This window comes from Acidiferrimicrobium sp. IK, from assembly GCF_025499425.1.
GTDB lineage: Bacteria > Actinomycetota > Acidimicrobiia > Acidimicrobiales > Palsa-688 > Acidiferrimicrobium.
Window position 1 is genome coordinate 1 of sequence record NZ_JAIMCB010000017.1, and the last position, 14,384, is coordinate 14,384.

The 14,384-nt window shown below is 70.2% G+C and carries 16 protein-coding genes; 2 read left to right on the forward strand and 14 right to left on the reverse strand.

Features of this window, described 5'->3' with window-relative positions:
• Positions 1-266: 266 nt before the first annotated feature.
• Positions 267-782, reverse strand: coding sequence for a hypothetical protein (locus K6U06_RS21075; RefSeq protein ID WP_262323951.1), 516 nt, complete (start codon positions 780-782; stop codon positions 267-269).
• A 1,000-nt stretch (positions 783-1,782) separates the two neighbouring features.
• On the opposite strand from K6U06_RS21075, the gene K6U06_RS21080 reads away from it, so the two are divergent.
• Positions 1,783-2,481 (forward strand): histidine phosphatase family protein, encoded by a 699-nt coding sequence (locus K6U06_RS21080; protein WP_262323952.1) that lies wholly within the window; start codon positions 1,783-1,785, stop codon positions 2,479-2,481.
• A 36-nt stretch (positions 2,482-2,517) separates the two neighbouring features.
• Here the strand turns inward: K6U06_RS21080 and K6U06_RS21085 are convergent, their stop codons facing one another.
• Entirely contained in the window at positions 2,518-3,132 is a 615-nt protein-coding gene (locus K6U06_RS21085; protein ID WP_262323953.1) for an ATP-dependent Clp protease proteolytic subunit, read from the reverse strand.
• Positions 3,133-3,172: 40 nt separating this feature from the next.
• Complete coding sequence (locus K6U06_RS21090; RefSeq protein WP_262323954.1) at positions 3,173-3,460, reverse strand: helix-turn-helix domain-containing protein; 288 nt, start codon at positions 3,458-3,460, stop codon at positions 3,173-3,175.
• Between the two features lie 88 nt (positions 3,461-3,548).
• Between K6U06_RS21090 and K6U06_RS21095 the strand changes: the two genes are divergently transcribed.
• Positions 3,549-4,199: an ATP-dependent Clp protease proteolytic subunit gene (locus K6U06_RS21095; RefSeq protein ID WP_262323955.1), complete on the forward strand. Its 651-nt coding sequence runs from the start codon at positions 3,549-3,551 to the stop codon at positions 4,197-4,199.
• A gap of 8 nt (positions 4,200-4,207) precedes the next feature.
• On the opposite strand, the gene K6U06_RS21100 is transcribed toward K6U06_RS21095, so the two are convergent.
• The 11 genes from K6U06_RS21100 to K6U06_RS21150 form a co-directional block, all read right to left on the reverse strand.
• Complete coding sequence (locus K6U06_RS21100) at positions 4,208-4,393, reverse strand: hypothetical protein (protein WP_262323956.1); 186 nt, start codon at positions 4,391-4,393, stop codon at positions 4,208-4,210.
• Between the two features lie 44 nt (positions 4,394-4,437).
• Positions 4,438-4,791 (reverse strand): PilZ domain-containing protein, encoded by a 354-nt coding sequence (locus K6U06_RS21105; protein ID WP_262323957.1) that lies wholly within the window; start codon positions 4,789-4,791, stop codon positions 4,438-4,440.
• Positions 4,792-4,862: 71 nt separating this feature from the next.
• Entirely contained in the window at positions 4,863-6,350 is a 1,488-nt protein-coding gene (locus K6U06_RS21110; protein WP_262323958.1) for a mannitol dehydrogenase family protein, read from the reverse strand.
• The gene (locus K6U06_RS21115; RefSeq protein ID WP_410051118.1) at positions 6,347-7,960 is read right to left on the reverse strand and encodes a UxaA family hydrolase; all 1,614 of its coding nucleotides are present in this window, start codon (positions 7,958-7,960) and stop codon (positions 6,347-6,349) included. The genes K6U06_RS21110 and K6U06_RS21115 overlap by 4 nt, the downstream gene beginning before the upstream one ends.
• Positions 7,939-8,886 (reverse strand): PfkB family carbohydrate kinase, encoded by a 948-nt coding sequence (locus K6U06_RS21120; RefSeq protein WP_262323960.1) that lies wholly within the window; start codon positions 8,884-8,886, stop codon positions 7,939-7,941. Before K6U06_RS21120 ends, K6U06_RS21115 begins: the two co-directional genes overlap by 22 nt.
• The gene (gene manD / locus K6U06_RS21125; RefSeq protein WP_262323961.1) at positions 8,883-10,091 is read right to left on the reverse strand and encodes a D-mannonate dehydratase ManD; all 1,209 of its coding nucleotides are present in this window, start codon (positions 10,089-10,091) and stop codon (positions 8,883-8,885) included. Before manD ends, K6U06_RS21120 begins: the two co-directional genes overlap by 4 nt.
• Entirely contained in the window at positions 10,088-10,708 is a 621-nt protein-coding gene (locus K6U06_RS21130) for a bifunctional 4-hydroxy-2-oxoglutarate aldolase/2-dehydro-3-deoxy-phosphogluconate aldolase (protein WP_262323962.1), read from the reverse strand. Before K6U06_RS21130 ends, manD begins: the two co-directional genes overlap by 4 nt.
• On the reverse strand, positions 10,687-11,445 hold the full coding sequence (iolB, locus tag K6U06_RS21135; protein ID WP_262323963.1) for a 5-deoxy-glucuronate isomerase: 759 nt from the start codon (positions 11,443-11,445) through the stop codon (positions 10,687-10,689). The genes K6U06_RS21130 and iolB overlap by 22 nt, the downstream gene beginning before the upstream one ends.
• A 52-nt stretch (positions 11,446-11,497) precedes the next feature.
• On the reverse strand, positions 11,498-12,376 hold the full coding sequence (locus tag K6U06_RS21140) for an ABC transporter permease (protein ID WP_262323964.1): 879 nt from the start codon (positions 12,374-12,376) through the stop codon (positions 11,498-11,500).
• The gene (locus K6U06_RS21145; protein WP_262323965.1) at positions 12,376-13,293 is read right to left on the reverse strand and encodes an ABC transporter permease; all 918 of its coding nucleotides are present in this window, start codon (positions 13,291-13,293) and stop codon (positions 12,376-12,378) included. Before K6U06_RS21145 ends, K6U06_RS21140 begins: the two co-directional genes overlap by 1 nt.
• Positions 13,290-14,381: an ABC transporter ATP-binding protein gene (locus K6U06_RS21150; RefSeq protein WP_262323966.1), complete on the reverse strand. Its 1,092-nt coding sequence runs from the start codon at positions 14,379-14,381 to the stop codon at positions 13,290-13,292. Before K6U06_RS21150 ends, K6U06_RS21145 begins: the two co-directional genes overlap by 4 nt.
• Positions 14,382-14,384 lie beyond the last annotated feature (3 nt).

Genomic DNA, 14,384 nt, shown 5'->3' on the forward strand with positions numbered 1-14,384 from the left:
CACAGCGCCGCCGCGTCGAGCAACTCACGGTTGGATTCGCTCCGTCCTTGCACCCGACAATTCTCGACGGTCTGGGCCCAAATCGCGAGCACCGAAGCGAGAATTGTTCAACAGTGTCCTAGTCGGCCTCCGGGCGCCGGCCGACAGCCCCGTCGGGGTGGTCGAGTCGTTCTGCGCCCGGTATGCCAGCGGGCGAACCCGAACCGCTCTGCGGCGACGGTCATTGGAGTGGTGTATCTCCGCACGGGCGAGAGAACTGCGTAGGGTCACACCCGGCTGACGGTCACTTCGTGCTTGGCGTGGCGGGCCAAGGCGCTGAGGTCACCTGGATCGCCGGTGAGGATGGTGGCCCCACCGGCGCCGTCGGCTACCGCAACGACGATGGCATCCACACCCGAAGGGATCCGTCGGCCGGTGACTTGCGACCGCAGGACGGCTGCGGCTCTGGCCACAAGCTCGTCCACGGGCCGCACGTCGCACGCTCGAAGAAGCCGGTTCTCGGGGTAGTCGCGCCGGTGGTCGCCGGTCAGCGCTCCGGTGAGGACGACGCAGGGCAGGCCAAGGGCTTGATCGGCCCAAGTCCGAGCTTCGGCTCGGTCCTCCTCGGTGACCGGGCCGAGTTCGGCGTCGAGCTCGGCGAGGTAGGTGTCGAGCTCGGCGATCTTGCTCAGACGGTCCAGCTCGGCCGCCACGGCGCGTTGAGCAACCTGTGACAGGTTCAACCGGGCGTTGCGGGCTTGGATGACGAGTTCGTCGGGCATCGTGATGTTGACCCTCGCCATGCGCATGGTATACGCATTGGCGGCGGCGGGGGACTGTCGCTTCGTCGAGTCCGCCATCGGCGACGCGCCGTGAAATGTTCACTGCTCGGGCCTCTGGCCGCGCTGGTAGCGTGCGAGCGCCTGGCCGACGACGGTAGGTCTCGTACGGGCAGACGGGCGCCGGGGGGCGCCCGCATCGATAAGGGGGTCAGCCGACCATGAAGCCGTCATCCAGGCGCGGCGTCGCGGTCATGTCCGCAGCGGCGCTGGCCGGCACGATGGCCTATACGGGAGCGACCGGTGTTGCAACTGCGTCCGCACAGACTGTGAGTTGCCCGGCCTCGACCGTCAGCAGCATCGCCGGCGGAGGCCGAGGCCGAGGCCGAGGCAGGGGCTAACTTCGTAGTCCTGGCCGGCCCGGCTGCTTCTCCCGGTGGCGATGTCGTGCACTAGAAGGAAGCCTATGACGCGCCTTCTGGCGCTGGTAGCACTCGTGGCAACCGCTACGGCATGCGGGGGATCCAGGTCACCCGCGACATCGCCAGCGGGATCGACCGCCGGTGCGTTGCGGTGTCAGACGAGGGCTTTTCAGCCGGGCGATCAGGATGTCATCCAGCCCTCGCTGGGGACGGGCTCTTCTGAACCGACGGGCGCAGTAAAATCGGAGCCAGGACGTCCCCTGGTCATCGTGGTTTCAAGCGGGGGTTGCCTCGGCCGGGACACGGTGACAGCGTTACGCGTGTTGAGCCCCGGCCATCTGCAGATCAGGTTCAAGGCGCCGGCCCGCAACGAGGTATGTAGCATGTCTGCGTTCTTCTTCGAGGTGGTGTCCGACTGGGTCACGCCCAATCCGGCGCCCGCGGTAGACATCGCCGTAGGTTGAAGCTCTGCCGCTCGCGTGGCATGGCCAACTACTCGGTGGCCGCTCGTCGCGAGACCGTGCGGTTTCATCCCCGCCTGCCTGAGCGCTCCCCTCGGTCGCGTGGTGGGAGCCGGCCCTGCCGGCCCGTAGGCTCACCGGGTGCCCCCCAGCTCCGACGGTGTCCGCCAGCAGCGCTTCCGCCCTCCTCCTGGGGCCACCGAGATCCTCTTGGTCCGTCACGGCGAGTCCGCTCCCGCGGAGCGCGGCGCCCCGTTTCCCCTCGTCGACGGGCACGGGGACCCGCCCCTGCACCCAGACGGGCGGCAACAGGCCCGTCTGGTCGCTGACCGCCTGGCCGGCGAGGACCTCGCCGCCTTGTACGTGACGAACCTTCGCCGCACGGCCGAGACCGCTGGTCCCCTAGCCGAGCGGCTCGGGCTGCGCCCGCTCGTTGAGCCAGACTTACGGGAGGTGTTCCTCGGAGAGTGGGAGGGCGGCCTGTTGCGTCACAAGGTCGCCGAGGGCGATCCGATCGCCGCCCGGATGATCGAGGAAGAGCGATGGGACGCCATCCCGGGGGCGGAGCCCGCCGCCGACTTCGCGGCCCGGGTGCGCGCCGGGCTGTTGCGGGTGGCCGACGCCCACCCCGACCGGATCGTCGCAGTGTTCACCCACGGCGGGGTCATCGGCGAGCTCCTGCGCCAGGCCACGCAGTCCCGCCCGTTCGCGTTCACCGGGGCGGACAACGCGTCGATCTCCCACCTGGTCGTCGCCGGTTCACGGTGGATCCTGAGGTGCTACAACGACACCACCCACCTCGGCCCGCGCTTCGCCGCGGCCCCCCAGCCGCCGACCTAAACCCGACCGGCTGACCCGCGGCGATGGCCGACCCGGTCAGTGGGGGCCGAACCCGAACGGGCGCCCGCGGTCCGGCGGCGTCCCCCGCCCGGCCCCGAGGATGTCGTGGACCAGGCCGTAGGCGAGCGCCTGCTCTGCGTCGAGCCAACGGCCGGCCGAGATGTCCGCCTCGACGTGCTCGAGGGGTCGGCCGGTGGCAGTAGAGAGGACACCGGCCAGGCGATCGAGCTCGATCTGACGCTGGCGGGACCACGCCGAGAGCTCGCCGGCCGTCCCCGACGCCGACGACGACGGCTCGCTCAGGTGGAAGCTGGCGTGGCGTGATGCGCTCCGGTGCTCTGCGGCGGCGAGCACCGCAACGGCGGAGCCCTCGACCCGCCCGACGCAGGCGGCCCGCACCGGCACTCCCATCAACCCGATCGTGTCGACCAGGGTCAAGGCGGCGCGCAGCGGCCCTCCCGGGCTGTCGATCTGCATCTGCACGGCGCTGTCGCCGGTGGCGTCAAGCAGCATCAGCTCAGCGGCCACCCGGCTGGCGGCCTCGTCGTCGAGCGGTCCCCGCAGGACCACCTGGCGCTGGTTGAGCAGCTGGCCGCGTAGCCACGCCTCCATCCCGTCCCCCACATCGCGGTCGTCGCCAGGAACGGTCATCGTGCCGGCCTCCCGCGCCCCACGTTCACCCGTCGACTGCTCAGCTGTCGTGCAGCCGCCAGTCCAGGCGCTGACCGAGCGCCGCGGCGTAGCGCTCGAGGGTGGAGAGCCGCACATCGGCGTCGCCCGACTCGAGACGGGCTACCGCCGACTGAGAGGTGCCCATCCTGGCCGCCACCTGGGTCTGCGACAGGCCCAACGCAGTGCGCTGCGCGACCAGCAGCTCGGTGAGGACGTGACGGCGCTCGGCCATCTCCCGGAACCCCGGGAAGACCGTCTCGTGGCGTCGCTCGTTGACCTGCGCTTCGTTCGGTTCCGACTCCTGCATTCCTCGCTCGACCCGTTCCCTTCACCGCTCGAACCCTACCCGGCCAATAGCGTTGGCGCTATCTCAAACTCGCGATATCATTCCAGCTATGTCAGTTATCCCGACCGTTGTCGACCAGTCCGCCCGCGGCGACCGCGCCTTTGACATCTACTCCCTGCTCCTGAAGGAGCGCATCGTGTTCCTCGGGCAGGAGGTGGACGACCAGATCGCCAACCTGCTCGTCGCCGAGATTCTCTATCTCGACGCCCACGACCCCGACCGGGAGATCTTCCTATACATCAACTCGCCGGGGGGCCAGGCCTACGCCGGCATGGCCATATACGACGTCATGCAGCATGTCCGGGCCCCGGTCTCCACCGTCTGCATCGGCATGGGCATGTCGGCGGCCGCGATGATCCTCTGCGGCGGAGCCAGCGGTCGGCGGCTGGCCACGCCCAACGCCAGGGTAATGATCCACCAAGGCTCAGCGGGGACCCGAGGGGCCCCGCGCGACATGGAGATCCACCTGCGGGAGGTACTGGCCACCACCAAGCGCATGGCCCAGATCATCTCCTTCCACACCGGGCGTCCACTGGAGCAGGTCGAGCGCGACATCGACCGGGACTACTTCATGACCGCGGATGAGGCCAAGGAGTACGGGATGATCGACGAGGTCCTCACCCCGCATCGCGGCATCTCGGCCGAGCTGCTGGCGTTGGCCGACGCGGCGGCGGCTGCGGAGGTCGCCGCGACCGCCTGACCCGCCGCTCACTCGTCCTCCGCGTCCTCCCGGTCCCACTCCTTGTTGCGGGCCTCGGTGGTCGCTTTCCAGTTGGCGGCGGCTTCGCGGGTCGGGTAGGGGCCGAGGCGCTCCGCGTTGGCGCAGCCGTCCTCGGGCTCGACCCGCTCGTGGCGCAGGCACCAATACCAAGGGCCGCTCGATGCTTCGGGCATGTGGTCTCCTCATCTCTAGGGGGTCTCTACCCGGGCGAGCCGGCTCAGACCCGTTCGGAGAGGAGCCGGGCCAGGCGGGCTGCGTCGCTGGCTCCCAGGCCTCGCAGCATCAGCCCGTGCGCCCATCGCTCTCCGCGCGCCTCGGTCCAAACCAGGAGGGCCTTGGCCACTATCGGCTCGCCGGGAGCGTCCAGCATCACCGTCTGGTCGACTCCGCGCACCAGGTCCTGTTCGGTGACCAACCGCATCCCCAACGCTGAGACGTCGACGGTGTGGCCACGGACTCCGGGCCCCGCAAGACCGCTGGCGAACACGGTGACCGCCAGTCGCACCGGGTAGCGCCGGGCCCGGCGCCGCTCCTCGAACGACTCCTCGGCCATGCCCTCCCTCCTGAACATGCGAGCGACTATCGGGGACAGTAGCGGCCGCTGGTCGCCGCGGGCGGCGGTCCCGCGCACCGCGGTACGGGTCAGCGGGTCGCGGCCCGGACCGTCTCGGCGGCGCCGTGGCGCGTCACATCGGCCAGCGCCTCGGTCACAAGCGACCGGAAGGCGGGATCTCGTCCGAGATCCGGGCCGAATACTTCCTCCACGCCAAGGAGGGCGTCGGCGACCGCCCGGGCCGAGCCGGCTTCCCCGACCCGGTCCCGCAGGAGCTGCGCCAGCGGGTCGTCGAGGGGCAACGGCCGCCCGTCGTCTGATCGCCCGGCGGCGACGAATCGCATCCAGCCGGCCACCGCCAGGCAGGCCAGGCGAGGTTCGTCTCCGGCGGCCAGCCGCTGGCGGATCACCGGGAGCAGCCGCTGAGGCAGCTTCTGGGTGCCGTCCATGGCCACTTGAACGGTGCTGTGGCGCAGAGCCTGGTTGGCGAAACGCGTTCGCAGGTCCGTCTTGTAGGCGTCGAGGTCGAAGCCGAACGGCACCTGGAGGGTCGGCGTGACGTCTTTGTCCATGAGGGCGTGTACGTAGGCCTCGTACCCCTCGGCTCGGATGGCGTCGGAGATGAACTCGTGCCCGGCCAGGGAGCCGAGGTAGGCGAGCGCAGAATGACTTCCGTTGAGCAGCCGGAGCTTCATCGCCTCGTACGGCTCCACGTCGCCGGTGAGGACCGCCCCGCCCTCCTCCCAGGCGGGACGAGCCGCCGGGAACCGGTCTTCGATTACCCACTGGCTGAACGGTTCGGCCACCACCACCGCGTGGTCGTCCAAGCCGAGCATCCCGGCCGCGTCGGCCCGGTCCTGATCGGTGGACGCCGGCACGATGCGATCCACCATGGTGCAGGGGAAGGTCACGTTGCCCGCCACCCACTCCGCCAGCCCTCGGGTGTCCTCGGCGGGCAGCATGGTCAGGAAATCCTCGACCAGGCGGCCTAGCAGGCGGCCGTTGCCCGGCAGGTTGTCGCATGACACCACCGCCAGCGGGGCGCCGCCGGTCCGGTAGCGACGCTGCAGGCCCCGGCCCAGCTGCCCCACGACGGTGGCGGGGACCCGGCCGGCGGCGTCCGCGGCCACCTCCGGGTCGTCCCGGCGCAGTCGGCCGGTGGCGGGGTCGTGGCGGTACCCCTTCTCCGTCACGGTGAGCGTCACGACCCGGGTGGTCGGCTGGGACAGCCGGACGAGGAGTTCGTCGCTGTCCTCCCGGGCGAAGAGCACCTGACGCACCGCGCCGACCACCGACACCCTCGACGATCCGTCCTGGCGTTCGAGAACGCTGTAGAGGCAGTCCTGTGGGGCCAGCGCGTCGACCACCGACCGGCTGCGCTGGGTCACCCCGCAGATGCCCCATCCGGTGTCGCCAGTGTTGGCCATGGCCGCCTCGGTGTAGACGGCCTGGTGAGCCCGGTGGAAGGCCCCCAGGCCGAGGTGTACCACCCCCACCGACACCGACCGGGGGTCGATCGACGGTCGCATCGAGGGGTCGAGTCGGGCGAGGGAGGCAAGGGTGAGGCGCTCGGTCACAGCACCGCTCCGAGCTGCCACGGGACGAACTCGTTGTCGCCTACCCCCAGCTCCTCGCTCAGCGTGCGCCGCCCCGACGCCACCGCGACGACGGCGTCGAAGATCCGCCGGCCGGCTTGTTCCACCGTCTCGTCGCCGTCGAGGATGCTCCCGCAGTTGATGTCCATGTCGTCGGGCATCCGCCGGTACACCTCGCTGTTGGTGGCCAGCTTCAGGCTGGGCGCCGGTTTGCAGCCGAACACCGAACCCCGCCCGGTGGTGAAGCAGACCACGTTGGCTCCGCCGGCCACGATTCCCGTGACCGACACCGGGTCGTACCCGGGGGTGTCCATGAACACCAGACCCCGCCTGGTCGGCCGCTCGGCGTAGCCGACCACCTGCTGCAGTCGGCTGGTCCCGGCCTTGGCCACCGCCCCCAGCGATTTCTCCAGGATGGTGGTCAGCCCCCCAGCCTTGTTGCCCGGCGACGGGTTGTTGTCGAGACTGCCTCCGGACGCTTCCACGTAGGACTCCCACCACCGGACGCGCTCGAGCAGCGCCTCGGCGACGGCCGGGTCGGCCCGACCGGTGAGGAGGTGCTCCGCCCCGTGGATCTCCGGTGTCTCACCGAGCACCGCGGTGCCGCCCTGCGCGATGAGCAGGTCGGCTGCGACACCCAGAGCCGGGTTGGCCGTGATCCCCGAGTAGGCGTCCGAGCCCCCGCAGTTCAGCCCGAGCACCAGCTCCGACACCGGCACCGGGCGTCGCCTCACCTCGGCGGCCGCGCCCACCATCTCCCGTATCCGGGCCACGCCCTCGTCCACCGTCGCTCGTGTACCGCCGAGGGCTTGGATGGTCATCGTGTGCACCGGTGTCGACGGAGGCAGATCGAAGCCTTCCGCCAGGCTGTCGACCTGGTTCACCTCGCATCCCAGCCCGAGGACTAGCAGCCCAGCGAAGTTGGGGTGGCGGGCGTAGCCGGTGATGGTGCGGCGCAGGAGGGACAAGCCATCACCGGACACGGCCATCCCGCACCCCGATCCGTGGGTCAGGGCCACCACCCCGTCCACGTCCGGGTGCTGCGCGAGGAGGTCGGACCCCGGTCGGAACCGGTCGGCGATCAGGCGGGCGGCTGTCGCCGAGCAGTTGACGGAGGTGAGGATGCCGATGTAGTTGCGGGTGGCGATCCTGCCGTCGGGTCGGACGATCCCGGCGAAGGTGGTCGCCGGCGGCGACGTCCCGCTGGAGGTAGCCGCCCGCGAGGCAGTACCGACCGGGGCCGGGCCGTCAGCCGATGGCACGCCGGTCTCGCCGGCCGGTCCGGTGGTGTGCGCAGCGGGCGGTCCCACCGCGAGGTTGTGGGTGTGGACGTGGTCGCCGGCTGCGATCGGCGAGGTGGCCACCCCGATCCGCTGCCCGTACTTGCGGACCGGTCCGCCGGCGGCCACAGCCCTAACCGCGATCTTGTGGCCTGCGGGCACGTCGGACCCGGCGGCGAAGGTCCGGGACCCGTCGTCTATCTCAGTGCCCGCCAGGACCTCCGATCGGGCGACCGCGACGTCGTCGTCGGGGTGCAGGCGGATGGCGACCCGGTCCAGCGGGGTGGCGGTCACGACGTGGCCTCCGCCCATCCGGCCAGATGGGAACGAGTCGAGCGAAGCGTGGGGATGTGGCCGGTGCCCCCCCGCCCCTGAAGGGACAGCGAGGCCGCCGCGCCGCCCAGGCGGGCGGCGGTGAGCAGGTCGTCGCCGCAGGCCAGGCGGCCGGCCACGGTGCCGATGAACACGTCGCCGGCCCCGGTCTGGTCCACCAGGGCGGGCGGCGGAACGGCCGGCAGACGCTGCGTCCCCCTCGCGTCGGCGATGACCACCCCGTTCGCACCGCAAGTGACGGCCGCGGCCCGCGCTCCCAGCGCCAGGCAGGCGGCGGCGGCCTCCGCCGGGTCGGAAAGCCCGAGGAGCTGAGAGGTCTCACCCGGGCAGGCCGGGGACACCACGGCCGCGGACCGCGCCAGCCGCGACAGGTGGGCGCCGGCCGCTTCCGGGGTGGTCAGCCGCGGGCGGTAGTTCGGGTCGTAGACGAAGCGGCCACCGCGCCGGTTGACCGCCTCGGCCAGGTGCGCGACCGCCTCCGCCGATGACGCGGACAGGCTGCAGGTGATCCCGCTGGCTACGACCACCGCGGCGTCCGCCACGCCGGTGCGGTCCACGTCAGCCGGGCTCAGGGTCGAGCCCGCGCTGCAGGCCCGGGCGTAGCAGAACTGACGGTCGCCGCTCGGGTCGGCGGACACGAAGTAGACGCCGTGCTGACCCTTCACCCGGCGGATCAACGAAGCGTCGATCCCGAGCTCGGCGACCCGGCGGACCAGCCCGTCGCCGAGCTCGTCGTCGGGCACCAGCGCCAGTAGCGCGGTGCGAGCCCCGGCGGCTGCGGCCGCAGCCGCGGCGTTGAGGGCGTCGCCAGAGAATCCCACCCGCGCCGGGCCGGGTCTGTCGAGTGCTTCGTCGCTCGACACCTCTACCAGGACCTCTCCCATGACCAACACGTCGGGGGTCACCAGCTGTGCACCGTTCCGTCTCGGAGCCGGTTGACCGGAAGGTAAGCGGCCCGGTAGGGATACCGGGCCGCGGCCTCCTCGTCGATGTCAACCCCCAGCCCCGGCTCCTCGCCGGCCAGCAACGCGCCGTCCTCGAAGCGGTACGAGTGGGGGAACACCTCGTCGGTCTCGGCGCTGTGGGCCATGTACTCCTGCAAACCGAAGTTCGGTATGGACACGTCCACGTGGAGGGCCGCAGCCAGGCAGACCGGCGACAGGTCGGTCGCGCCGTGGAATCCGGAACGGACGTGGTACAGCTCCGCTAGCCCCAGGATCCGCCGCAGGTGGGTGATGCCCCCGCCGTGGGACACCGGCGTGCGCACGAAGTCGATGAGCTGCTCGCTGATCAGCTGCCGGCAGTCCCACACTGCGTTGAACACCTCGCCCACCGCGATCGGCGTGGTGGTGTGGCCGCGGATCAGCCGGAAGCCTTCCTGCAGCTCGGCGGGGACCGGATCCTCCATCCAAAACAGCCGGTACGGTTCCAGGTCCCGGCCGAGCCGGGCCGCCTCGATCGGCGTCAGCCGGTGATGCACGTCGTGAAGGAGATGGAAGTCGAACCCGTACTTGTCGCGTACCGCGGCGAACAGGTCCGGGATGTGGCGGAGGTAGGCGGCGGTGTCCCAGACCGTCTCGGGCGGCAAACCGGCGACCGCCGGCTCGTAGGGCTGGCCGTGCCCGCCCACACCGTAGATGCCGGCCACTCCGGGCACCCCAGCTTGGACCCGCACCGCTCGGTACCCGGCCCTCAGGTAGGCGCCCACCTGTTCGACCGCCTCGTCGACGGTCTCGCCGTTGGCGTGACCGTACACGGTGGCTGCGTCCCGGCATCGGCCGCCCAGCAGCTGGTAGACCGGCAGTGCGGCCGCCTTGCCCTTGAGGTCCCAAAGGGCCACGTCGACCGCGGCGATGGAGGTCATCGTCACCGGCCCCCGTCGCCAGTAGGCGCCCTTGTAGAGGTAGTTCCAAGTGTCCTCGATGCGGCCGGCATCGCGCCCGATCAGCAACGGGCAGACATGGTCGGTGAGGTAGGACGCCACCGCCAGCTCCCGCCCGTTCAACGTGGCGTCACCGAGTCCGACGAGCCCCTCGTCGGTGGTGAGCTTCAGGGTGACGAAATTGCGGCCCGGGCTGGTGACTATGACCCGAGCTTCGATGATCTTCACCGTCGGATCCCCGCGGCGTCAACAACCCCCCGCACCCGGCTCTCGATGTCACCGGCGGAGGTCAGGTCCGAGCCGACCCCTACTGCGAACGCACCGGCCTGCAGCCACAGCGGCACGTCCTCGAGGCGGATACCGCCGGTCGGAATGATCTTGGCCCCGGGAAGGACCGCCAGCAGCGACCGCAGCATGGCCGGGCCGCCCACATGGGCGGGGAACAACTTGGCCGCCCCGCGCCCGGCGGCGTCGGCGACCTCCGCAGGGGTGAAGCCCCCCTCGATGAACGGCACCCCGGTTCGGGCTGCCACCGCCCGGACCGTCGGGGCCGGATAGGGGCTGACGAGGAATCGGGCCCCCGCGGACACGGCCGTCTCGGCGTCAGCAGCGGTCACCACCGTGCCGGCGCCCACCACCATCGCCCGGTTGCTGGCGACCGCCGCCACGGCGTCGGGCCACCCGGCTGTGGTCGCGGTCAACTCGACCACGCCGATCCCGGCGTCCGACAGCCGCTCGGCGACCGCGACGGCCTGCGCGGCGGTGGCCTCCCGGATCACCGGCAGCAAGACGGCCGCCGCGATGGCCTCGAGGGCGTCGGAGGTCACCGGCTCTGCTGAAGCCACGCGTGGTGAGGGTCGAAGTGGGGGATCATCTCCCGCCCGTCCCCCGCCATGACCCACAGGTAATAGAGCGAGTACCCCGGAGCGGCGACCACCGGGTGGTAGCCGGACCGGATGGCGGCGGCGTCGTCGTTGCGCACGAAGAACGCCTCCTCGGTGCCGGCGTCGTCGTAGCGCAGCTGCACCCCGAACCCGCCGGCGGGGTCGACCTTGAACAGGTAGACCTCCTCGAGGCGGACCTCCTCGGGTGGGGCCTGCCGGTCGTGCTTGTGCGCCGGGTACGAGGACCAGTTCCCAGGCGGGTTGATGGTCTCGCCGAGCAGCAACCGGCCGGCGGAGTGCTCGGGCCCGAGGATGGTGCGTACCGACCGCGACCAGTTGGACTGGCCGACCTCCGCGATGCGCTGGTCTTCGGGGCCTATGACCCGAGCGGAACCGGCCGTCCCGTCACCCACCGCGGCGGACGCCACCGCGAGCTCCGCCGGACCCCGGGCGGTGAGCCGCAACGGGCATCCCGGAGGTGCGTACACGGTGTGGCCCGGCGCCTCAAACACGCTCTTGCGGCCCCCGGCCGGGACCGCATCCTTGCCTTCGAACTCCACGTCGACCTCGCCGCTCAGGATGACCACGGCTGTCTCCTGCTCCGACGACTGCTCCCAGGATTGGCCGTCAGCCAGGTCGGCCAGGTCCAGCTGGATGATGTCGGTCTCCCGGCCTGGGGCCACCACTGTCTTCGTCACGTAGGGTCCTTCCTTTCGGGGGGGATGGGGCGGGGGCGGGCCCCGCGTCCGGTCATCCCGCGACCTCTTCTTTCATGCGGGTGACCAGCTGCGTCGGGTTCACGAAGCGCAGTGCGATGATCAGCAGCACCATCATCGACGCGGTGTAGATCACCGCCATGGAGTCGATGGACTGCTGCGCTCGAATGCCGGCCGAGAACACCGAGTAGTACAGCGCCACCACCAGCGTCTGGCTGCTCGGCCCGGCGGTCAGGAACGTCAGGTCGAACATGCCGACGGTGCGCACCAGCACCAAGATCCCCGCCGCCAGCACGCCTGGTACGAGCAGAGGGGCCAGCACCCGAGTGAACACCGATGTAGTGCGAGCCCCGCACATCCGGGCCGCGGCCTCGATCTTCGGGTCGACCTGCTCGATGAACGGCGTCATGGTGAGCACGACGAAGGGGACCGAGGGCACCAGGTTGGCGAGGATGACACCTGACAGCCGGCCGGCCAGGTGAACCTTGTAGAGCAAGGTGGCCAGAGGGATGCCGTAGGTGATCGGCGGGATCAGCACCGGAAGAAGGAACAGCAGCATGACCAGCTTCTTGCCGGGGAATTGCCTGCGGGCCAGCACGTACGAGGCCGGGACCCCGATGAGTACCGACACCACCACCACGACCAGCGCCACCTCACCGGTCACCGTCATCAGCTGCGACAGGTTGAAGCTGCTCCAAGCGTCGGAGTACCAGTGGGTGGTGAGCCCCTGCGGCCACCAACTCCCGAACCACCGGGTGGCGAACGAGTCGACCGCCACGGAGAAGATCACACCTGCCAGGCAGATGAAAAACAGCACGACCCCGCCCCACACCAACCAGGTCCCCGGCTTGGCGATGAGCCGGTGGCGGCTGCCGGTCTGGTCGTGGCCACCGGTCAGCGCGTCGGCGGCCATCAGCCCTTACCTCCCGTGGAACCGCGGTACATCCGGCTGCGCCAGAACAGCACCACACCGATGATGACCAGCATGATGGCGGCCATGATCATGGATATCGCTGACCCCATCGAATAGTCGTACTGCTCGAAAGCGGCGTGGTATGCCGCGATCGAAATGACATGGGTGGCGCCCGAAGGGTCGCCGACCAGCTGAGCCGAAGGGAACACCGAGAAGGCCAGCACGAACGACAGGCAGAACGTCATGGCCAGACCAGGTGACAGCAACGGCAGGGTGATGTGACGGAAGCGGTGCCACCAGCCTGCGCCGAGCGTGGCGGCGGCCCGCTCCAAGCTGGGGTCTATCCCCGAAAGGTAGGAGCTGATCAGGAGGAATGCGAACGGAAACCCGGTGATCACCAGCGAGAAAAACACACCCCAGTAGTTGTGGACCAGCCGCACCGGCTGGCTGACCAGGTGCAAGTCGACGAGGATCTTGTTCAGCCAACCAGCCTGTCCCAGGAACTCGAGTAGCCCCTCCGCGGTCAGGACCGTGCCGAGGGTGATGGGCACCACCAGCAGCGTCGTGAGCAGCCGCTTCCCCCTGAAACGGCCCCGCATCTTGTAGGCGATGGGCACCGACACGACCACGTTGAACAGCGCGGCGGGGATCCCCAACCACAAGGTGATGCCGATGCTGCCGCGCAGGTACGGGTCCGAGAAGAACGTTCGGTAGTTCGCCAGCGCCCCTCCTCCGTGCTGGGGGCTGAACGAGAGCTGCAGCCCGTACAGGAAGGGGTAGAGGAAAAGCAGCAGCATGAACAGCACGCCCGGAGCGAGCAAGGCCAAGCTTCGATCGATACCCCGCTCGGCCAGCCGGTGCCGCAAAGAGGCCTTCCCCCGGCCCGGCAGGACGGTCACGCTCGGGGCGGTGGTCACGCCGCCGCCTCGGCGAGGGCGCCGGCTCCGTCGGCCGGGTAGATGAGCACCCGGCCGGCCGCGACAGCCAGCGGTGCCCGGTCGCCGGGGGCGAGGCGGGCCTCGGTCCGGAAGTAGACCGGCTCGCCGCTCGGGAGCCGACCCTGGACGCTCTGCTCCCGGCCGTGGTACTCCACCACCTCCACGACGACATCGAAGCGGTTCTCGCCGGTCTCCGACACCACCAGGTCCTCCGGCCTGATGGCCGCCACCGCCCGGCCGGAGGGCAAATCGTCTCGGGCTGTGCCCTCCAGCTGAATGCTGCCTCCGCCCACGGTGACCCTCTCACCGTCGCGGCGGCTCACCGGCAGCTCTATCAGGTTGCGGTACCCCATGAACCCGGCGACGTATCGGTTGGCAGGCTGGCAGTACACATCCTCCGGGGTGCCGACCTGCTGGACCCGGCCATCCCGGAGCACCACCAGCCGGTCGGCCAGCGACAGAGCCTCCTCTTGGTCGTGGGTGACATACACCGTGGTGAGGCCAAGAGCCTGATGGAGTCGCCGGATCTCCATGCGCATCTCCAACCGGAGCTTGGCGTCGAGGTTGGACAGCGGCTCGTCCATGACCACGACCGGCGGACGGATGACGATGGCCCGGGCGATAGCAACTCGCTGCTGCTGGCCGCCCGACAGCTGGGCGGGGAACTTGGCGACGTGCTCTTCCAGCTGGACCAGTCGGATGGCCTCGTCCACCCGGTGGGCCGCCTCCTTCTTGGGGACCTTGCGCATCTGCAGCCCGAAGCCGACATTGCGTCGCACCGACATGTGGGGAAACAGGGCGTAGTTCTGGAAAACCATCCCGATGTCCCGCCGTTCCGGGGGGAGCCCGTCGATGCGGCGTTCGTCTAGCCAGATGCTCCCGCCACTGAGAGGAAGCAACCCGGCGAGGCAGTTGAGCGCGGTGGACTTGCCGCAACCCGACGCGCCGAGGAGTGCGATGAACTCACCGGCGTGGATGCTCAGATCCAGGTCAGCCAGAGCCGTCTGCCCCCCGAAGCGGCGGGTGACCCCTTCGAAGCGCAGCGTAGAAAAGCGCGGGTCCGACATGGA

Coding starts and splice junctions, on each gene's coding strand:
- K6U06_RS21075 (WP_262323951.1), bottom strand. CDS start 782: ATGGCGAGGGTCAACATCACGATGCCCGACGAACTCGTCATCCAAGCC.
- K6U06_RS21085 (WP_262323953.1), bottom strand. CDS start 3,132: ATGACCGTTCCTGGCGACGACCGCGATGTGGGGGACGGGATGGAGGCG.
- K6U06_RS21090 (WP_262323954.1), bottom strand. CDS start 3,460: ATGCAGGAGTCGGAACCGAACGAAGCGCAGGTCAACGAGCGACGCCAC.
- K6U06_RS21095 (WP_262323955.1), top strand. CDS start 3,549: ATGTCAGTTATCCCGACCGTTGTCGACCAGTCCGCCCGCGGCGACCGC.
- K6U06_RS21100 (WP_262323956.1), bottom strand. CDS start 4,393: ATGCCCGAAGCATCGAGCGGCCCTTGGTATTGGTGCCTGCGCCACGAG.
- K6U06_RS21105 (WP_262323957.1), bottom strand. CDS start 4,791: ATGTTCAGGAGGGAGGGCATGGCCGAGGAGTCGTTCGAGGAGCGGCGC.
- K6U06_RS21115 (WP_410051118.1), bottom strand. CDS start 7,960: ATGGGCGGAGGCCACGTCGTGACCGCCACCCCGCTGGACCGGGTCGCC.
- K6U06_RS21140 (WP_262323964.1), bottom strand. CDS start 12,376: ATGGCCGCCGACGCGCTGACCGGTGGCCACGACCAGACCGGCAGCCGC.
- K6U06_RS21150 (WP_262323966.1), bottom strand. CDS start 14,381: ATGTCGGACCCGCGCTTTTCTACGCTGCGCTTCGAAGGGGTCACCCGC.